General features: G+C 68.5%; 14 protein-coding genes. 10 read left to right on the forward strand and 4 right to left on the reverse strand.

Features of this window, described 5'->3' with window-relative positions:
- Window positions 1–6: 6 nt before the first annotated feature.
- The 4 genes from MTF69_RS18365 to MTF69_RS18380 all read right to left on the reverse strand — a co-directional run bounded on the left by MTF69_RS18365 (window position 7) and on the right by MTF69_RS18380 (window position 3,849).
- Entirely contained in the window at window positions 7–780 is a 774-nt protein-coding gene (locus MTF69_RS18365; protein WP_243335877.1) for a succinate dehydrogenase/fumarate reductase iron-sulfur subunit, read from the reverse strand.
- Window positions 777–2,705: a fumarate reductase/succinate dehydrogenase flavoprotein subunit gene (locus MTF69_RS18370; RefSeq protein ID WP_243335884.1), complete on the reverse strand. Its 1,929-nt coding sequence runs from the start codon at window positions 2,703–2,705 to the stop codon at window positions 777–779. The genes MTF69_RS18365 and MTF69_RS18370 overlap by 4 nt, the downstream gene beginning before the upstream one ends.
- Window position 2,706: 1 nt before the next feature.
- Window positions 2,707–3,531 (reverse strand): hypothetical protein, encoded by an 825-nt coding sequence (locus MTF69_RS18375; protein WP_243335885.1) that lies wholly within the window; start codon window positions 3,529–3,531, stop codon window positions 2,707–2,709.
- Window positions 3,532–3,627: 96 nt separating this feature from the next.
- The gene (locus MTF69_RS18380) at window positions 3,628–3,849 is read right to left on the reverse strand and encodes a hypothetical protein (RefSeq protein ID WP_243335886.1); all 222 of its coding nucleotides are present in this window, start codon (window positions 3,847–3,849) and stop codon (window positions 3,628–3,630) included.
- A 362-nt stretch (window positions 3,850–4,211) separates the two neighbouring features.
- On the opposite strand from MTF69_RS18380, the gene MTF69_RS18385 reads away from it, so the two are divergent.
- The 10 genes from MTF69_RS18385 (at window position 4,212) to MTF69_RS18430 (ending at window position 18,001) form a co-directional block, all read left to right on the forward strand.
- Window positions 4,212–6,608 (forward strand): ABC transporter family substrate-binding protein, encoded by a 2,397-nt coding sequence (locus tag MTF69_RS18385; protein ID WP_243335889.1) that lies wholly within the window; start codon window positions 4,212–4,214, stop codon window positions 6,606–6,608.
- Window positions 6,609–6,972: 364 nt separating this feature from the next.
- Complete coding sequence (gene typA, locus MTF69_RS18390; RefSeq protein ID WP_243335892.1) at window positions 6,973–8,877, forward strand: translational GTPase TypA; 1,905 nt, start codon at window positions 6,973–6,975, stop codon at window positions 8,875–8,877.
- Window positions 8,878–9,316: 439 nt separating this feature from the next.
- On the forward strand, window positions 9,317–10,945 hold the full coding sequence (locus MTF69_RS18395) for an ABC transporter substrate-binding protein (RefSeq protein ID WP_243335893.1): 1,629 nt from the start codon (window positions 9,317–9,319) through the stop codon (window positions 10,943–10,945).
- A gap of 97 nt (window positions 10,946–11,042) precedes the next feature.
- Window positions 11,043–11,990: an ABC transporter permease gene (locus MTF69_RS18400; protein ID WP_243335895.1), complete on the forward strand. Its 948-nt coding sequence runs from the start codon at window positions 11,043–11,045 to the stop codon at window positions 11,988–11,990.
- Entirely contained in the window at window positions 11,983–12,939 is a 957-nt protein-coding gene (locus MTF69_RS18405; RefSeq protein WP_243335897.1) for an ABC transporter permease, read from the forward strand. The genes MTF69_RS18400 and MTF69_RS18405 overlap by 8 nt, the downstream gene beginning before the upstream one ends.
- Window positions 12,940–12,960: 21 nt before the next feature.
- Window positions 12,961–14,007, forward strand: a complete 1,047-nt coding sequence (locus MTF69_RS18410) for an ABC transporter ATP-binding protein (protein WP_279345943.1) — start codon at window positions 12,961–12,963, stop codon at window positions 14,005–14,007.
- A complete protein-coding gene (locus tag MTF69_RS18415) occupies window positions 14,000–15,052 on the forward strand; it encodes an ABC transporter ATP-binding protein (RefSeq protein ID WP_243335901.1) in 1,053 nt (350 codons plus the stop codon). The genes MTF69_RS18410 and MTF69_RS18415 overlap by 8 nt, the downstream gene beginning before the upstream one ends.
- Window positions 15,053–15,185: 133 nt before the next feature.
- The gene (locus tag MTF69_RS18420) at window positions 15,186–15,341 is read left to right on the forward strand and encodes a hypothetical protein (protein ID WP_374323310.1); all 156 of its coding nucleotides are present in this window, start codon (window positions 15,186–15,188) and stop codon (window positions 15,339–15,341) included.
- Entirely contained in the window at window positions 15,335–16,264 is a 930-nt protein-coding gene (locus tag MTF69_RS18425) for an N-acetyltransferase (protein WP_243335902.1), read from the forward strand. The genes MTF69_RS18420 and MTF69_RS18425 overlap by 7 nt, the downstream gene beginning before the upstream one ends.
- A gap of 108 nt (window positions 16,265–16,372) precedes the next feature.
- A complete protein-coding gene (locus MTF69_RS18430) occupies window positions 16,373–18,001 on the forward strand; it encodes an ABC transporter substrate-binding protein (RefSeq protein WP_243335904.1) in 1,629 nt (542 codons plus the stop codon).
- Window positions 18,002–18,029: the final 28 nt, after the last annotated feature.

Raw genomic sequence — 18,029 nt, forward strand, 5'->3', positions numbered from 1 at the left:
GGGCGGCTATGTGCCCGAACGCCGCCGGATCTTGCTTCCCAGCCACACCAGCGGGTCGTACTTGCGGTCCACGGCCCGCTCCTTCAGCGGGATCAGGGCGTTGTCGGTGATCTTGATCCCCTCGGGGCAGACCTCCGTGCAGCACTTGGTGATGTTGCAGTAGCCGAGCCCGTGCTCCTCCTGCGCCGTGCGCTTGCGGTCGAGGCCCGCTTCGGCCGCCGCGTCCAGCGGGTGCATGTCCAGCTCCGCCACCCGCATCAGGAAGCGCGGACCGGCGAAGGCGCCCTTGTTCTCCTCGTGGTCGCGCACCACGTGACAGGTGTCCTGGCACAGGAAGCACTCGATGCACTTCCTGAACTCCTGCGAGCGCTCCACGTCGATCTGCTGCATCCGGTACTCGCCCGGCGCCACCCCGGCGGGCGGCACGAAGGCGGGCACCTCGCGCGCCTTCTGGTAGTTGAAGGACACGTCCGTCACCAGGTCGCGGACGACCGGGAAGGCCCGCAGCGGGGTCACGGTGATCGTCTCCTCGCGGGAGAAGGTCGACATGCGCGTCATGCACATGAGCCGCGGCCGCCCGTTGACCTCCGCGCTGCACGAACCGCACTTGCCCGCCTTGCAGTTCCACCGCACCGCGAGGTCGGAGGCCTGGGTGGCCTGGAGCCGGTGGACGATGTCCAGGACCACCTCCCCGTCGTGCACCTCCACGATGAAGTCGCGCAGCTCACCGCCCTCCGCGTCGCCCCGCCAGATCCGGAACTCGGCATCGTAGGTACTCACTCGTAGAGCTCCTCTTCGGCGAGGTACTTGACCAGCTCTTCCTTCTCGAAGAGCGCGAGCAGGTCGGATCGGATGGGATCGGTGCGCACCCGGGTCAGCTCGATCCGGTCCGCGGCCGGGTCCTCGGGGGCCAGGTTTCCATCGGGCACAGTGACGGGCCGGCACAGCAGGTTCACCGGCCGCCAGGAACGCTCCATCGCCGGGCAGTCCTCGCGGGTGTGCCCGCCCCGGCTCTCGGTGCGCTCCAGGGCCGCACGGGCCACGCATTCGCTGACCAGCAGCATGTTGCGCAGGTCCAGGGCCAGGTGCCAGCCCGGGTTGAACTGCCGGTGCCCCTCGACCCCGGCCCGGGAGGCCCGTACGCGCAGGGCCGCGAGCTTCTCCAGGGCCTGGGCCATCTCGCCCTCGCGGCGGATGATCCCGACGAGGTCGTTCATGGCCGTCTGGAGCTCCTGGTGGAGGGTGTACGGGTTCTCCGCGCCCTCGGCGGCATGGAACGGGGCCAGCGCCTCCGCGGCCGCCGCGTCGATCTGCGCCTGGGACACCTCGGGCCGCCCGCCGACGGCCGGGTCGTCCCGCGCGGCGTACTGCGCCGCGTGCAGCCCGGCCCGGCGGCCGAAGACCAGCAGGTCGGAGAGGGAGTTCCCGCCGAGCCGGTTCGAGCCGTGCATGCCGCCCGCGACCTCACCGGCGGCGAACAGGCCCGGCACCCCGAGGGTGGCGGCCGTGTCGGACTCGACCGCGATGCCGCCCATCACGTAGTGGCAGGTCGGGCCGACCTCCATCGGCTCGGCGGTGATGTCCACGTCCGCCAGCTCCTTGAACTGGTGGTACATCGACGGGAGCCGCCGCTTGATCTTCTCGGCCGGCATCCGGGTGGACACGTCGAGGAACACCCCGCCGTGCGGGGATCCGCGCCCGGCCTTGACCTCGGAGTTGATGGCGCGGGCCACCTCGTCGCGGGGGAGCAGTTCGGGCGGGCGCCGGTTGTGGTCCGGGTCCTCGTACCAGCGGTCGCCCTCCTCCTCGGACTGCGCGTACTTCTCCTTGAACACGTCCGGGATGTAATCGAACATGAACCGCTTGCCCTCGCTGTTGCGCAGCACCCCGCCGTCGCCGCGCACCGACTCGGTGACGAGGATCCCCTTCACCGAGGGCGGCCAGACCATGCCGGTCGGGTGGAACTGCACGAACTCCATGTTCAGCAGCGGGGCCCCGGCGAGCAGCGCCAGCGCGTGGCCGTCACCGGTGTACTCCCACGAGTTGGACGTGGTCTTGAAGGATTTCCCGATCCCGCCCGTGGCCAGCACCACCGCCGGGGCCTCCAGGACGAAGAACCGGCCGGTCTCGCGCTCGTAGCAGAAGGTCCCGGACACCTTCTCGCCGTCTTTCAAGATCCTCGTGACCGTGCACTCCTGGAAGACCTTGAGCCGGGCCTCGTAGTCCCCGTACTCCTTGAAGTCCTCCTGCTGGAGCTGGACGATCTTCTGCTGGAGGGTGCGGATCAGCTCCAGCCCGGTCCGGTCGCCGACGTGCGCGAGCCGCGGGTACTCGTGCCCGCCGAAGTTGCGCTGCGAGATCTTCCCGTCGGGCGTGCGGTCGAAGAGCGCGCCCCAGGTCTCCAGCTCCCAGACCCGGTCCGGGGCCTCCTTGGCGTGCAGCTCCGCCATCCGCCACTGGTTCAGGAACTTGCCGCCGCGCATCGTGTCGCGGAAGTGCACCTGCCAGTTGTCGCCCTCGTTGACATTGCCCATGGAGGCGGCGATCCCGCCCTCCGCCATCACGGTGTGGGCCTTGCCGAAGAGGGATTTGCAGATCACGGCCGTACGGGCGCCCCGCTCGCGCGCCTCGATCGCGGCCCGCAGACCGGCGCCGCCCGCGCCGACCACGACCACGTCCCACTGCTGCCGTTCCACTTGAGCCATCTCAGAAGATCCTCGGGTCGGTGAAGGCGCCGCTGGCCAGCAGGTACACGTAGAAGTCGCATGCGGCGACGCTGATCAGGGAGGCCCACGCCAGCTGCATGTGACGGGTGTTGAGACCGCTGATCCAGCCCCACAGGCGGTAGCGCACCGGGTGCTTGGAGAAGTGCTTGAGGCGGCCGCCCATGATGTGCCGGCAGGAGTGACAGGACAGGGTGTAGGCCCAGATCAGCACGATGTTGACGACGAACAGCAGCGTCCCGAGGCCCATGTGGCCCCACGCGTACTGCTCGTCGCGGAAGGTCAGCACGGTGTCGTACGTGAGGATGCCCGCGACCGGCAGCGCCGCGTAGAAGAAGTACCGGTGCATGTTCTGGAAGATCAGCGGGAAGCGGGTCTCCCCGCTGTACGAGGCGTGCGGCTCGGCGACGGCGCAGGCGGGCGGCGAGGCCCAGAAGCCCCGGTAGTAGGCCTTGCGGTAGTAGTAGCAGGTCAGCCGGAAGCCGAGCGGGAAGACCAGGATCAGCAGCGCGGGGGACAGGCCCCACCAGCTGCCGAAGAGGTCGAGGTTCGGGCCGCCGCGCATCTCGGCGCAGTTCTCCGCGAGGCACGGGGAGTAGAAGGGCGAGACGTACGGCGCCGCGTAGTAGTCGGCGTTGGCGAAGGCCCGCCAGGTCGAGTAGACGATGAAGGCGAGCAGCCCGGCCGCGGTGCCGGCGGGGGAGAGCCACCACCGGTCGGTCCGCAGGTGCCGGGCCGCGATCGCGGCCCGCGAGGCGTCGTGGACGCCGCCGGGCCGCTGTGAGGATGGTTGGGTGCCTGTGGCCAAGGGGGACTCCGGGTGGAGTGATGAGGGGTGGCCCAGGGGACCCGGCCTCCGTCGCTGCGGGTGACCGGGTCCGGTGGGGTGTGCGCGGAGCGTAGGTCAGGGAGCGCGGCGATCGCGGGCGCCGAGACCCTCGTCGTCGGCGTCCGTCCACAGGGAGCTGTCGTACGGGGTGTCCGGGACGCTGACCATCGCGCCCTCGCCCGCAGGCCGGGAGGCGGCCGGTGCCTGCCGTGCGACATCCTTCTCCAGCTGCTCCACGGAGCGGACCAGCTCGTTCAGGTTGCGCCGTACGGCGGTCAAGTCGTCTTGCAGGGACATGATTTGCCCTCACTTCCGCTGGGTGCGGTGGCAGCGCTCATGTGCGCCTGCGAGTGTCGCGCCTCCCGTCCCCGGTTGTGAAGGGACGTGCAGCGATTGCGGGCGCGCAGGCGCGAACTGTGCGCCCCTCCCTGCCCCCATTTTCATCCCTCTTACGGGGGAACGCTCGCTCGGAAAGCAAGCCGGATTGGTCCGCACGGGTGGGGTTCGCGGCGTGGCGGGGGTCGGCTGCGGCGGGTATGGCAGGGCGTCGATTTCAGTGGGTTTCGGCACCCAGTGTGATCAGCTCCATATACCGCCGAACGTGATCAAAACATCCCCTTTCACGGCTCCCCCCACGCCCCGTCCCGGAGGTACCACCCATGTCCCAGAGAAGGCGCAGGTCCTTGGCGCTCCTGACCTCGGGAGTTCTTGCACTGCCGCTGCTCGCGGGCTGCGGCGCGGGTGAAGACGAGGGCGGCCCGGCCGCCGCCGGGCAGGACATCGCGGCCGCCACCCGCGACAAGGTCGCCGACGGCGGCGTGCTGCGGTGGGCCGTGGACTCCATGCCGGGCACCCTCAACGCCTTCCAGGCCGATGCGGACGCCACCACCAACCGGATCGCCGGGGCGGTACTGCCCCAGCTGTTCGTGCTGGACGGCAAGGGGCGGCCGGTGGCCAATCCCGACTACCTGGAGAAGGCCGAGGTCGTCGAGCGGGAGCCCAAGCAGGTCGTCCTGTACAAGCTCAACCAGCAGGCGGTCTGGAGCGACGGCCGCGAGATCGGCGCCGCCGACTTCGTCGCCCAGTGGCGGGCCCTGAACGGCAAGGACTCCGCCTACTGGACGGCGCGCAACGCCGGCTACGACCGGATCGAGAAGATCGAGCGCGGCAAGACGGACCTGGAGGTCAAGGTCACCTTCGTCAGGCCGTACGCCGACTGGCGCTCCCTCTTCAGCCCCCTTTACCCCAAGCAGGTCACCGGCACCCCGGAGAGCTTCAACGAGGGAGCCCGGGGCGCCCTGAAGGTCACCGCGGGCCCCTTCGGGCTGGGCGCCATCGACAAGAAGACCGGTACGGCCTCCCTGACGCGCAACCCGCGCTGGTGGGGCAGCCCCGCCAAGCTCGACACCCTGATCCTCACCGCGGTGCCGCGCTCCGAACGCCCGGCAGCGCTGGCCGCCGGCAGGCTCGACCTGGCGGAGATCGACCGCACCGGGGCCGACCGGATCGCCCTGGCCCGCCGCGCGGCCGCCAAGGCCGACAAGGGCGCCGGAGGCGCGGGTGCCCACGGTCCCGCCGCCTCGGTGACGGCCGCGCAGGCCACCTTGTCGTGGGCGCTCGCCTTCGGACTGGACGAGGACAAGGCCAAGGAGGCGCAGGCCACCCGCCTGAAGCACGCGGAGGCGGTGAAGCGGTACGCCGGGGAGCAGAGCGCCCTGCGCGGCTTCACCGTCCGCAAGTCCCTGGAGCCCGCCTACACCCAGCTCGCGATGAACGGCGCGAGCGGCCCGCTCGCCGACGAGCGGGTACGCCGCGCCGTGGCCCGCGCCCTGGACCGCCAGGCGCTGGCCGACATCGTCCTGAAGCCGCTGGGCCTGCCCGCGAAGCCGGTGGGCAGCCACCTCGCGCTGGCCGGGCAGCAGGCGTACGCCGACAACAGCGACGCCCTCGGCGGCCAGGACACCCAGGCCTCGCAGGCCCTGCTCGCGGACGCCGGATGGCGCCGGGGCGGCAAGATCACCGAGCCGGCGGGCGCCAAGGCGGGCGCGGAGGCCGCCGAGGAGACGGACGACTCCAAGACCCCGGCGGTCCCGGCCCCGGTCCCGGCCCCGGGCCCGGGCACCGGGAACGACGGCCTCTACATCGTCGGCCAGGACGACGAGCGCAACGGCGACCGCCCCGGGGACCCGGCCGGCATGGACCTGCCCGAAGGCCGGTACGCCCGCTCCGCCCCCGACGGCGAGATCGTCGACGCCGACGCCTTCGCCGGGAGCGGGCACAGCCGCCCGTCCCCGGTGCTCGCCCCGGCCCCGTTCGCGGCCCTCCAGGAGCAGCACCTGCGCACCCAGGCCGAGGCCCTTGCCGACGTCGTGGACGACGGCAAGCGCAGCCCGGCCCTGGACGCCGAGGCCGCCGCCGAACCGGAGGACCAGGACGGGGCGAGCACCGCCCCGGCCCCCGCCAAGCAGGCCGTACGCACCTCCGGCAGCATGCTCGCCAAGGACGGCAAGCCGCTCGCCCTGCGCTTCGTCCTGCCGGCCGGCCCCGGTTCGGAGGCGCTGCGCACGGTCGGCGAGCGGATCTCGCAGATGCTCCGGAAGGTCGGCGTGCAGACCGAGCTGACCAAGGTGCCCGACGAGAGCTTCTTCAAGGACCACATCGCTTCGGGCCAGTACGACCTGGCGCTCTACTCGTGGCCCGCGACCGCCTACCCGGCCACCGACGCCCGGCCCATCTTCGCCAAGCCGGAGCCGGCCGCCGACGGCTCGCTGCTGGTCGAACAGAACTACACCCGGGTCGGCACCGACCACATCGACCAGCTCTTCGACCAGGCGCTCGGCGAACTGGACGAGGCGGCCTCCCGCGAGCTGATGCGCAAGGCGGACGCCCGGATCTGGGCGACGGCCGGCTCCATCCCGCTCTACCAGCGCCCCGAGCTGGTGGCCGTGAAGCCCGGCCTCACCAACGCGGGCGCCTTCGGCCTCGGTGCCCCGCGCTACCAGGACATCGGCTGGAAGAAGCCGGCGCCGGCGAAGGGCAAGAACGGGAAGAAGTAGCGAGAAGGAGCAACGAGAAGAAGTGATGACGAGCCGATGACGGGGAAGCATCGAAGGTTGATTCGAAGCTCTCAGGCTCAGATGTGACTCAAGTCCCTTGCCCGCCGGATCGCCGGCGGGCAAGGTCGTTCGTACCCGTTGACCCGCGTGTTTTTACAGGCACCAGCCCCGTCGAGTCCGGCCGAGTCCCCCCACCCCGGACCCGGCCGCGCTCAGTCGTCCGGCCTCTTGACAGACCCCACGGCAGGCGGTTCCCGCCAGCCGACGTACGATGGGGTAAGGCCGTGGCAGGTTTTCCGCCCGGTCGAGGCGCGCGTGCCGGACCGTACGCGTCGCCATCCACGATCCCGGGAGAAGCGCCGAAGTGCCCACGCGCCACGACATCCGTAACGTCGCCATCGTCGCCCACGTCGACCATGGCAAGACGACCATCGTCGATGCCATGCTCAAGCAGGCCGGTGCCTTCGCCGCCCACCAGCACCTCGACGACCGCATGATGGACTCGAACGACCTGGAGCGTGAGAAGGGCATCACGATCCTCGCCAAGAACACGGCGGTGAAGTACCACCCCAAGGACGGCGGGGCGCCCATCACGATCAACATCATCGACACCCCCGGCCACGCCGACTTCGGTGGTGAGGTCGAGCGCGGTCTGTCGATGGTGGACGCCGTCGTCCTGCTGGTGGACGCCTCCGAGGGTCCCCTGCCCCAGACCCGCTTCGTCCTGCGCAAGGCCCTGCAGGCGAAGATGCCGGTCATCCTCTGCATCAACAAGACGGACCGTCCGGACTCCCGGATCGACGAGGTCGTCAACGAGACGTACGACCTCTTCCTCGACCTGGACGCCGACGAGGACCAGATCGAGTTCCCGATCGTCTACGCCTGTGGCCGTGACGGCGTGGCCTCGCTGACCAAGCCGGAGGACGGCACCGTCCCCGCGGACAGCGACAGCCTGGAGCCCTTCTTCTCGACCATCCTGGCCCACGTCCCGGCCCCGGTGTACGACGACGAGGCGCCCCTCCAGGCCCACGTCACCAACCTGGACGCGGACAACTTCCTCGGCCGCATCGCGCTCGTCCGCGTCGAGCAGGGCGAGCTCCGCAAGGGCCAGACCGTCGCGTGGATCAAGCGTGACGGCACCATCTCCAACGTCCGCATCACCGAGCTGATGATGACCGAGGCGCTCACCCGCAAGCCGGCCGAGGTGGCCGGCCCGGGTGACATCTGCGCGGTGGCCGGTTTCCCCGACATCATGATCGGCGAGACCCTGGCCGACCCGGAGAACCCGATCGCGCTCCCGCTGATCTCGGTCGACGAGCCGGCGATCTCGATGACCATCGGTACCAACACCTCCCCGATGGTCGGCCGCGGCGGCAGCGGCAAGGGCGCGGACGCCAAGTCCGCGGTCAAGGACCGCAAGGTCACCGCCCGCCAGGTCAAGGACCGTCTGGACCGCGAGCTGGTCGGTAACGTCTCGCTCCGCGTCCTCGACACCGAGCGTCCCGACGCCTGGGAGGTCCAGGGCCGTGGTGAGCTCGCGCTCGCCATCCTGGTCGAGCAGATGCGCCGCGAGGGCTTCGAGCTGACCATCGGCAAGCCGCAGGTGGTCACGCAGGTGATCGACGGCAAGGTGCACGAGCCGGTCGAGCGCATGACGGTCGACGTCCCCGAGGAGCACATGGGCGCGGTCACGCAGCTCATGGGCGTCCGCAAGGGCCGCATGGACAACATGTCGAACCACGGCTCCGGCTGGGTCCGCATGGAGTTCGTCGTCCCGTCCCGCGGCCTCATCGGCTTCCGTACCGAGTTCCTGACCGGTACGCGCGGTACGGGCATCGCCCACTCGATCCACGAGGGCCTCGAGCCGTGGTTCGGCCCGCTGGTGACCCGTAACAACGGTTCGCTGGTCGCCGACCGCTCCGGTTCGGTCACGCCGTTCGCGATGATCAACCTGCAGGAGCGCGGTGTCCTGTTCACCGAGCCCGGCACCGAGGTGTACGAGGGCATGATCGTCGGCGAGAACTCCCGCGCCGACGACATGGACGTGAACATCACCAAGGAGAAGAAGCTCACCAACATGCGTGCGGCTTCCGCGGACAACACCGAGAACGTGGTGCCCCCGCGCAGGCTCTCCCTGGAGCAGTCCCTGGAGTTCTGCCGTGACGACGAATGCGTCGAGGTGACCCCGGAGGCCGTCCGCATCCGCAAGGTCGTCCTGGACCAGAAGGACCGCTCGCGCTCCGCGTCGCGCGCCAAGTCCGGCAAGTAGTCGCGTAGGACCTAGGTCACACTTGGGTCCTGCCCGGTACGCGCTTATGTGAACAGCCCCTGTCGTCACGGTCTCCGTGACGACAGGGGCTGTTCGCTTTTGTCAAGCGGATTATTTCGATCCGGTGTCCGCATACCGACCGTGACACTCCGGAAGAAGAGCTAACCGTCCGTTTCGTTCATGTCTGTCTCCTATCCGTTTGTCCGGATTTCGGGTTTTAGCCGTAGTGCGATGTTGTGAAAACGAGACCACTTAAGTGTGGTTTACGGTCAGAGCGTCCCCGAGGATGGCTCCATTGAGCTCGGGTCAATGGGTCACACGCTGTGGGGAGCGTCGACTCACGAGCATCACTCGAGGGGTCCGGAAAGCCGCTGTCAGGGGTGTCAGCGCCACCGGTTCCCTCATGTATCGACAGTGACGCCTGAGGAGGCAATTACCCATGCGCGGAGCAACGAGCGCCAAGTGGGTCGCGGGTGCCGTCATCGTGGCGATGGCCGCGACGGCTTGCAGCACCAGCAGCGACTCCAAGTCCACCGGCGGCAAGACCGGCGGCAACATCACCGTGGTGCTCGGCGAGCCGCAGCACGGTCTGGTGGGTCAGAACACCGCCGAGTCCGAAGGTGCAGAGGTGCTCAACGCCCTCTTCACCGGCCTGGTCCAGTACGACAACAAGACCAACGAGCCCAAGCTCGCGGTCGCCGAGTCCATCGAGACCACGGACTCGAAGGTCTGGACGATCAAGATCAAGGACGGCTACACCTTCCACAACGGCGAGAAGGTCGACGCGCAGTCGTTCGTCCGCGCCTGGAACTGGGGTGCCAACCAGGACAACGCCGCCGAGTCGCTGCCCTTCTTCGACAAGATCGAGGGCTCCGAGGAGCTGGCGCCGGGCAAGGACAAGAAGCCCACCGTCAAGGAGCTCAAGGGCCTGAAGGTCCTCGACGAGAAGACCTTCACCGTCACGCTGAAGGCTCCGTTCTCCCAGTTCAAGACGATGCTGGGCTACAACGCCTTCTACCCGCTGCCGAAGGCCTTCGAGGCCGACCCGAAGAAGTTCGGCGAGGCCCCGATCGGCAACGGCGCCTTCCAGATGGACGGCGCCTGGGAGCACAACAAGCAGATCAAGGTCAAGCGCTTCGACGCCTACCCGGCCGAGGGCCGCGCCAAGCTCGAGGGCGTCACCTTCAAGATCTACGACAACCTGGACACGGCGTACAACGACCTGCGCGCCGACAACCTCCAGATCGTCGACAAGCTCCCCGTCTCGGCGCTGGCCTCCGTGGCCCAGGAGTTCGGCGACCGCTACCTGTACAAGCCGGAGTCGGGCGTCGGTTACATCGGCCTGCCGCTGGCCACCAACCCCGAGTCGTTCGGCAAGGTGGAGATCCGCAAGGCCATCTCCATGGCCATCGACCGGGAAGCCATCACGAAGACCATCTTCAACGGCACCCGCAAGCCGGCCGACGACTTCATCAGCCCCATCATCCCGGGTTACCGCAAGGGCGCCCTGGGTGAGGTCGGTACGTACAACCCGACCAAGGCCAAGGAGCTCTACACCCAGGCCGGCGGCATCCCCGGAGGCAAGCTGGAGATCGGCTACAACGCGGACGGCGGCCACAAGGAGTGGATCGAGGCCGTCGGCAACCAGCTGAAGGCGAACCTCGGCCTGGAGGTCACCGCCAAGCCGTTCACCAAGTTCGGCGACATGCTGACCGACCTCGGCGACAAGAAGTACAAGGGCGCCTTCCGCATGGCGTGGTCCATGGACTACCCGGCGGCCGAGAACTACCTCCGTCCGATCTTCTCGAAGGTCGCGATCGACAACGGCTCCAACTACGGTGGCTACGTCAGCGAGGAGTTCGAGGGGCTGATGAACGAGGCCGACAAGACCGCCGATGCGGACGCGGCCATCAAGCTGTACCAGAAGGCCGATGACGTGATCATCAAGGACCTTCCGTACATCCCGGTCTTCACCTACATGTCTTCTTCGGCCTACTCCAAGTCCGTGAAGAACGTTGAGATCGACGCCCAGGGCCGCATGGACCTGGCCAAGGTCGAGCTGAACTAACACCCCTCTTCACATCTAGGGGATCTCGGGGGCGGGCAGGCGGAATCAGGTTTCCGCCTGCCTGCCCCTTCCCCCTGTTCTTCTGCTTGGAGGTCTGATGGGCCGCTACCTCATCCGCCGACTCATACAGGCGATCCCTGTACTGCTCGGTGCCACTTTCCTGATCTACACGCTGACGTTCAACATGCCGGGTGCTGACCCGATCCAGCTCCTGGCGGGCGACAAGAAGGCGGACCCGCTCGTCGCGGCGATGCTGCGCGAGAAGTACCACCTCGACGACCCGTTCCTGGTGCAGTACTGGAACTACATCACCGGGGTGTTCCAGGGTGACCTGGGCGAGTCCCTGAACGGGCGCAAGGTCCTCGACCAGTTCTCCGAGGCCTTCCCCTACACGGTGAACCTGGCCCTCATAGCCTTCGCCATCGAGGCCGTCGTCGGTGTGGTGGCCGGCATCATGGCAGCCCTGCGCCGCGGCAGGTTCCTCGACCAGCTGGTCCTGATCTCCACGCTGATGGTCATCTCGATCCCCGTCTTCGTCACCGGCTTCGTGCTGCAGCTGACGCTCGGTGTGAAGCTGAAGAACGAGTGGGGCATCGAGCTGTTCACACCCTCGTTCAACGAGAACGACGGCATGATCGGGTACATACTCCCGGCGTTCGTCCTCGCTTCCACCTCCCTCGCGTACGTGGCTCGACTGACCCGTACCAGCCTGATGGAGACGATGCGCGCGGACTACGTCCGCACCGCGACCGCCAAGGGCCTTCCGCGTCGCCGCGTCGTGGTCAACCACGCACTGCGCAACGCGCTCATCCCGATCGTCACGTTCCTGGGTGCCGACCTCGGCGCGCTGATGGGCGGTGCGGTCATCACCGAGCGGATCTTCAACATCCACGGAGTCGGCGGCCTGCTCGCCAAGTCCGTGTACCTCAAGGACGGTGCGGTGGTGGTGGGCGGTGTGACCATCCTGGTCCTCGTGTACCTCCTCGCGAACCTGATCGTGGACCTGCTTTACGCCGTGCTCGACCCGAGGATCCGCTATGCGTGACACGACTACGGTGGGGGACTCGATGACCGACACCCAGGTAGCCGGAGCCCCCTCCGACGGCTCCCCGGCGGACAAGCCCGAGCCGAAGAAGAAGAGCCGCGAAGCCAGCCTCTGGTCCGACGCACTGAGCGATCTGCGTCGCAACCCCGTCTTCCTGATCGGCGCCTTCCTGGTGCTGTGCATGCTCGTCATATCGGCGTTCCCGCAGTTGTTCACCAGCGGCAGCCCCTTCTCGGCGACGGCCTGCAAGCTGGAGGATTCCCTCAAGACCCCGAGCGCCGACCACTGGTTCGGCTACGACATCCAGGGCTGCGACGTCTACACCCGCACGGTGTGGGCCGCCCGCAACTCCGTGATCGTCGGGATCGTCACCACCACGCTGGTGGTCATCGTCGGTGGTTCCCTCGGTCTGCTCGCCGGCTGGGTCGGTGGCATCACCGACAGTCTCCTGTCCCGCTTCACCGAGATCTTCTTCGCGATCCCGCTGCTCCTCGGCGGCATGCTGATCATGTCCGCCCTGCCGGGCAACGCCTGGACCGTGTCGCTGGTGCTGGCCACCCTCGGCTGGCCGCAGATCTTCCGCATCATGCGGTCCTCGGTGCTGCAGAACAAGAACAACGACTACGTGATGGCCGCCCGCGCCCTCGGCGCCGGCACTCTGCGCATCACGATCCGGCACATCCTGCCGAACGCCGTCGCCCCCGTCATCGTGGTCGGCGCGATCAGCCTGGGTGTGTACATCTCCGCGGAGGCGGCCCTGTCGTACCTCGGCATCGGTGTCCAGCCCCCGGAGATCTCCTGGGGCCTGATGGTCAGCGACGCCTCCGTCCGCTGGCTGCAGGCTCCGCACGTGCTCCTCTTCCCGGCCGCCGCGCTGAGCATCACCGTGCTCGCGTTCATCATGGTCGGCGACGCGGTGCGCGACGCCCTCGACCCGAAGCTGCGCTGAGGAAGGGCGTACGTGATCATCATGGACAAGACCTCGAATGTCCCCGCGCCCCGATCGGCGCCGGAGGATGTCCCCCTGCTCGAAGTGCGCGACCTGCACGTCGAGTTCCACACCCGCGACGGTGTCGCCAAGGCCGTCAACGGTGTCTCGTACTCGGTGAACGCCGGCGAGACCCTCGCCGTCCTCGGCGAGTCCGGCTCCGGCAAGTCCGTGACGGCGCAGGCCATCATGGGCATCCTGGACATGCCCCCGGGCAAGATCCCGCACGGCGAGATCCTGTTCCAGGGCACCGACCTGCTGAAGCTCCCGGCCGAGGAGTTCCGCAAGGTCCGCGGCCGGAAGATCGCCATGATCTTCCAGGACGCGCTGTCCTCGCTGAACCCGGTGCACACCGTCGGAGCCCAGCTCGGCGAGATGTTCCGCGTCCACCGCGGGATGTCCAAGAAGGACTCCACGGCCAAGGCCGTCGAGCTCATGGACCGCGTGAAGATCCCCGCCGCCAAGGCGCGCGTGGGGGACTACCCGCACCAGTTCTCCGGCGGCATGCGCCAGCGCATCATGATCGCCATGGCGATGGCCCTGGAGCCCGACCTGATCATCGCCGACGAGCCGACCACGGCTCTCGACGTGACGGTCCAGGCCCAGGTCATGGACCTGCTCGCGGAGCTCCAGCGCGAAATGAACATGGGTCTGATCCTGATCACCCACGACCTCGGCGTCGTCGCCGACGTGGCCGACAAGATCGCCGTCATGTATGCGGGCCGGATCGTCGAGACCGCCCCGGTCCACGAGATCTACAAGCGCCCGGCCCACCCGTACACCCGCGGTCTGCTGGACTCGATCCCGCGCCTGGACCAGAAGGGCCAGGAGCTCTACGCGATCAAGGGCCTGCCGCCCAACCTCCTCGCCATCCCGCCGGGCTGCGCCTTCAACCCGCGCTGCCCCAAGGCCCAGGACGCCTGCCGCGAGGCCGTTCCCGTGCTGCACCAGGTGACCGAGCAGGACGGTACGGAGCTGCCGGGCCGCGGCAGCGCGTGCCACTTCTGGAAGGAGCAGCTCCATGGCTGAGCTCACCAAGAACGCCCCCGAGCGCGAGCCGATCCTCCAGGTCCGCAACCTGGTCAAGCACTTCCCGCTGACCCAGGGCATCCTGTTCAAGAAGCAGGTCGGAGCGGTCAAGGCCGTCGACGGCATCTCCTTCGACCTCTACCGGGGTGAGACCCTCGGCATCGTCGGCGAGTCCGGCTGTGGCAAGTCCACCGTCGCCAAGCTGCTTATGAGCCTGGAGCGAGCCACCGCGGGCGAGGTCTTCTACAAGGGCCAGGACATCACCAAGCTGTCCGGCAAGGCCATGAAGGTCGTGCGCCGCAACATCCAGATGGTGTTCCAGGACCCGTACACCTCGCTGAACCCGCGCATGACGGTCGGCGACATCATCGGCGAGCCCTACGAGATCCACCCCGAGGTGGCCCCCAAGGGCGACCGGCGCCGCAAGGTCCAGGAGCTCCTGGACGTCGTCGGCCTCAACCCGGAGTACATCAACCGGTACCCGCACCAGTTCTCCGGCGGCCAGCGCCAGCGCATCGGCATCGCCCGCGGCCTCGCGCTCAACCCGGAGATCATCATCTGCGACGAGCCGGTCTCCGCGCTCGACGTCTCGGTGCAGGCCCAGGTCATCAACCTGATGGAGAAGCTGCAGGAGGAGTTCAACCTCTCCTACCTCTTCATCGCGCACGACCTGTCGATCGTCCGGCACATCTCGGACCGCGTCGGTGTCATGTACCTCGGCAAGATGGCCGAGATCGGCACCGACGAGCAGATCTACGAGCACCCGACCCACCCGTACACCCAGGCACTGCTCTCCGCGGTGCCGGTGCCGGACCCGGCCGCCCGCGAGGGCCGCGAGCGGATCATCCTCACCGGTGACGTCCCCTCGCCGGCCAACCCGCCGTCGGGCTGCCGCTTCCGCACCCGCTGCTGGAAGGCCGAGGAGAAGTGCTCCGTGGAGGAGCCGCTGCTCGCCATCCCGGAGCGCTTCCAGGGCGGCACGTCGCCGGCCGCGCACGAGTCGGCCTGCCACTTCGCGGAAGAGAAGGCCATCCTGGCCGTCTGACCCCGCATCGCGGTACGCATTCCCGGGCGCCCGGGCCGGATCCGTCCGGCCCGGGCGCTCCGGCGTCCGCCCGCGGGCGGCGGCGTGAAAAAGCCGGTTGCGTCCGCCTCCCGCCCCGGCCGAGAGTGGCCGGATGACCGAGACCCAGCACGACCGCCGAGGCCGGCGCATCACCCTGCGCCCGGTGGACGCGGAGAACTGGCGCGCCGTCGCCGACATCGCCCCGCACGACGACCAGCGGGAGTTCGTCGCCGTAGGCGAGGAGATCGTCGCGGGGTTCGCATGCTGACCGTACGGCCCGCCGGGCCCGGGGACGCAGAGGACGTCTGCGCCCTCCTCAACGCCGTGGACGTGATCGAGATCGGCCGCCCCGAGACCGACCTGGGCACCGTCGAGGCCGACCTCCTGCACCCCGGCGTTGACCTCGCCACCGACTCCTGGCTCGCCTTCTCCGACGGGCAGCTCGTCGCCTACGGCCTGGTCTGGGCCGACTCCGGGCCGGGCCGGGTCGACTGTGACCACTACGTACTGCCCGGCCACGACGAGGCCGCCGTCCGGCTGCTGGAGCTGATGGAGGCCCGGGCCCACGAGATGAAGGGCGGGGAGGGGGAGGGCCGGCTGCGCCTCCAGCTCAACGTGAAGCCCACCCTCGACCTCGGCATCCTCACCGCCCGCGGCTACTGCACCGTCCGCCAGTACAAGGTGATGACCCGGGCGCTCGACGAGGCCGCCGCCACCGCCCCGACCGCACCCGCCGGGCTCACCCTGCGCGACTGCGCCGGCGACGAGGCCGACCGGATGCGGGCCCACGCCCTGATCGAGGAGACCTTCGCCGCGCACTTCGGGCACGTGGACCGCCCGTACGAGCTCTGGCTGGACCATATCGACGGACGGGGCCTGGACTGGTCGCTGGTCTGGATCGCCAGCCTGCCCGGGCACGGCGACGTCGGGGTCCTGCTGACCCGGGACGACCGCACCAGCATGGGATGGCTGAGCCACATCGGCGTCACCGAGGAGGTGCGCGGCCGGGGCGTCGGCTCGTACCTGCTGCGCCACGGCTTCGCCGCCTACGCGGCGCGCGGCCGCGACACCCTGGGCCTCGGCGTGGACACCCACAACGAGACCGGCGCGCTCGCGCTGTACGAGGCGCACGGCATGACGGTGCATTACGCGGTGAACACCTGGCAGCTCGCTTTGCACTCGCAGGGGTGACAGGCGGGCGGCGCGAGGGTGCAATCGGGCCAACCAGGAGTGTGCGGGACCCCACATAGGGTGACATTGGCCCCTAAGTGAGTCTTGGGATCCAGTAGGAGGCACTCCATGCGCGGAGCCACCCACGCCAAGTGGGCCGCATGCGCGGCGGCCGTCGCCCTCGCGGCGACCGCCTGCGGCGGCGGAAGCGACAGCGGCGCAGGCGGCGAAGCGGGAATCGTCAGCTCCTCGTGGGGTGACCCGCAGAACCCGCTGGAGCCGGCCAACACCAACGAGGTCCAGGGCGGCAAGGTCCTCGACATGATCTTCCGGGGGCTCAAGCGATACGACCCCGAGACCGGCGAGGCGAAGAACTTCCTCGCCGAGAAGATCGAGACCACCGACAGCCAGAACTTCACGATCACGCTGAAGGACGGCCTGAAGTTCAGCAACGACGAGCCGGTCACCGCGCAGTCCTTCGTGGACGCCTGGAACTACGGCGCGGACGTCACCAAGAAGCAGAACAACGCGCCCTTCTTCTCCGACATCGTCGGCTACGCGGACGTTCACCCCGAGAAGGGCGACCCCAAGGCCAAGACCATGTCCGGCCTGGTCGTCAAGGCCCCCAAGACCTTCACGGTCGCGCTCAAGGAGAAGTTCTCCACCTGGCCCGAGACCCTCGGCTACCAGGCGTTCTCCCCCCTGCCCAAGGCCTTCTTCACCGACCACGACGCCTGGCTGAAGAAGCCCGTCGGCAACGGCCCGTACACGGTGGACTCGTACACCAAGGGCACGGGCATGAAGCTGCGCAAGTGGGACGCCTACCCGGGCGAGGACAAGGCGGTCAACGGCGGAGTGGACCTGAAGGTCTACACCGACAACAACACCGCCTACACCGACCTGATCTCCGGCAACCTCGACCTGGTCGACGACATCCCGGCCCAGCAGCTGAAGAACGTCGCCAACGACCTCGGCGACCGCTACATCAACCAGCCGGCCCTGATCATCCAGACCCTCACCTTCCCGCTGTACGACCCGCAGTGGAGCAAGGAGGGCATGGAGAAGGTCCGCCGCGGCATCTCGATGGCGATCAACCGTGACGAGATCACCAAGCAGATCTTCCACGAGACCCGCACCCCGGCCAAGGACTGGACCTCACCGGCCCTCGGCGACAAGGGCGGCTTCTCCGCCACCGCCTGCGGTGAGGCCTGCTCCTTCAACCCCACCGAGTCCAAGAAGCTCATCCAGGAGGCCGGCGGACTGCCCGGCGGCAAGGTCACCTTGACGTCCAACGTCGACACCGGCTCGCACCGCGACTGGATGGACGCCGTCTGCAACAGCATCAACAACACGCTGGGCGAGGGCCCGGTCTGCACCGTCAACCCCATCGGCACCTTCGCCGACTTCAGGAACCAGCAGAGCAGCTTCAAGCTGACCGGCCCCTTCCGCTCCGGCTGGCAGGCCGACTACCCGCTGATCCAGAACTTCCTGGAGCCGCTGTACTACACCGGTGCCTCCTCGAACTACGGCAAGTTCAGCAACCCGGAGTTCGACAAGCTCATCGACGAGGCCAACCGGGAGAGCGACGCCGCCAAGGCGACGGCCACGTTCCAGGAGTCGGAGAAGATCCTCGCCGCCCAGATGCCGTCGATCCCGCTCTGGTACCAGAACGGCAGCGCGGGCCACTCGGAGCGCATCTCGGACGTGAAGCTCAACCAGTTCAGCGTTCCGGTGTACGACCAGATCAAGGTCAGCTGACCCTCCTCGCGGATCGAACCTGGAGCAG

Origin of the sequence: Streptomyces sp. AP-93 (assembly GCF_022808175.1) — a bacterium.
Taxonomy (GTDB): Bacteria; Actinomycetota; Actinomycetes; order Streptomycetales; family Streptomycetaceae; genus Streptomyces.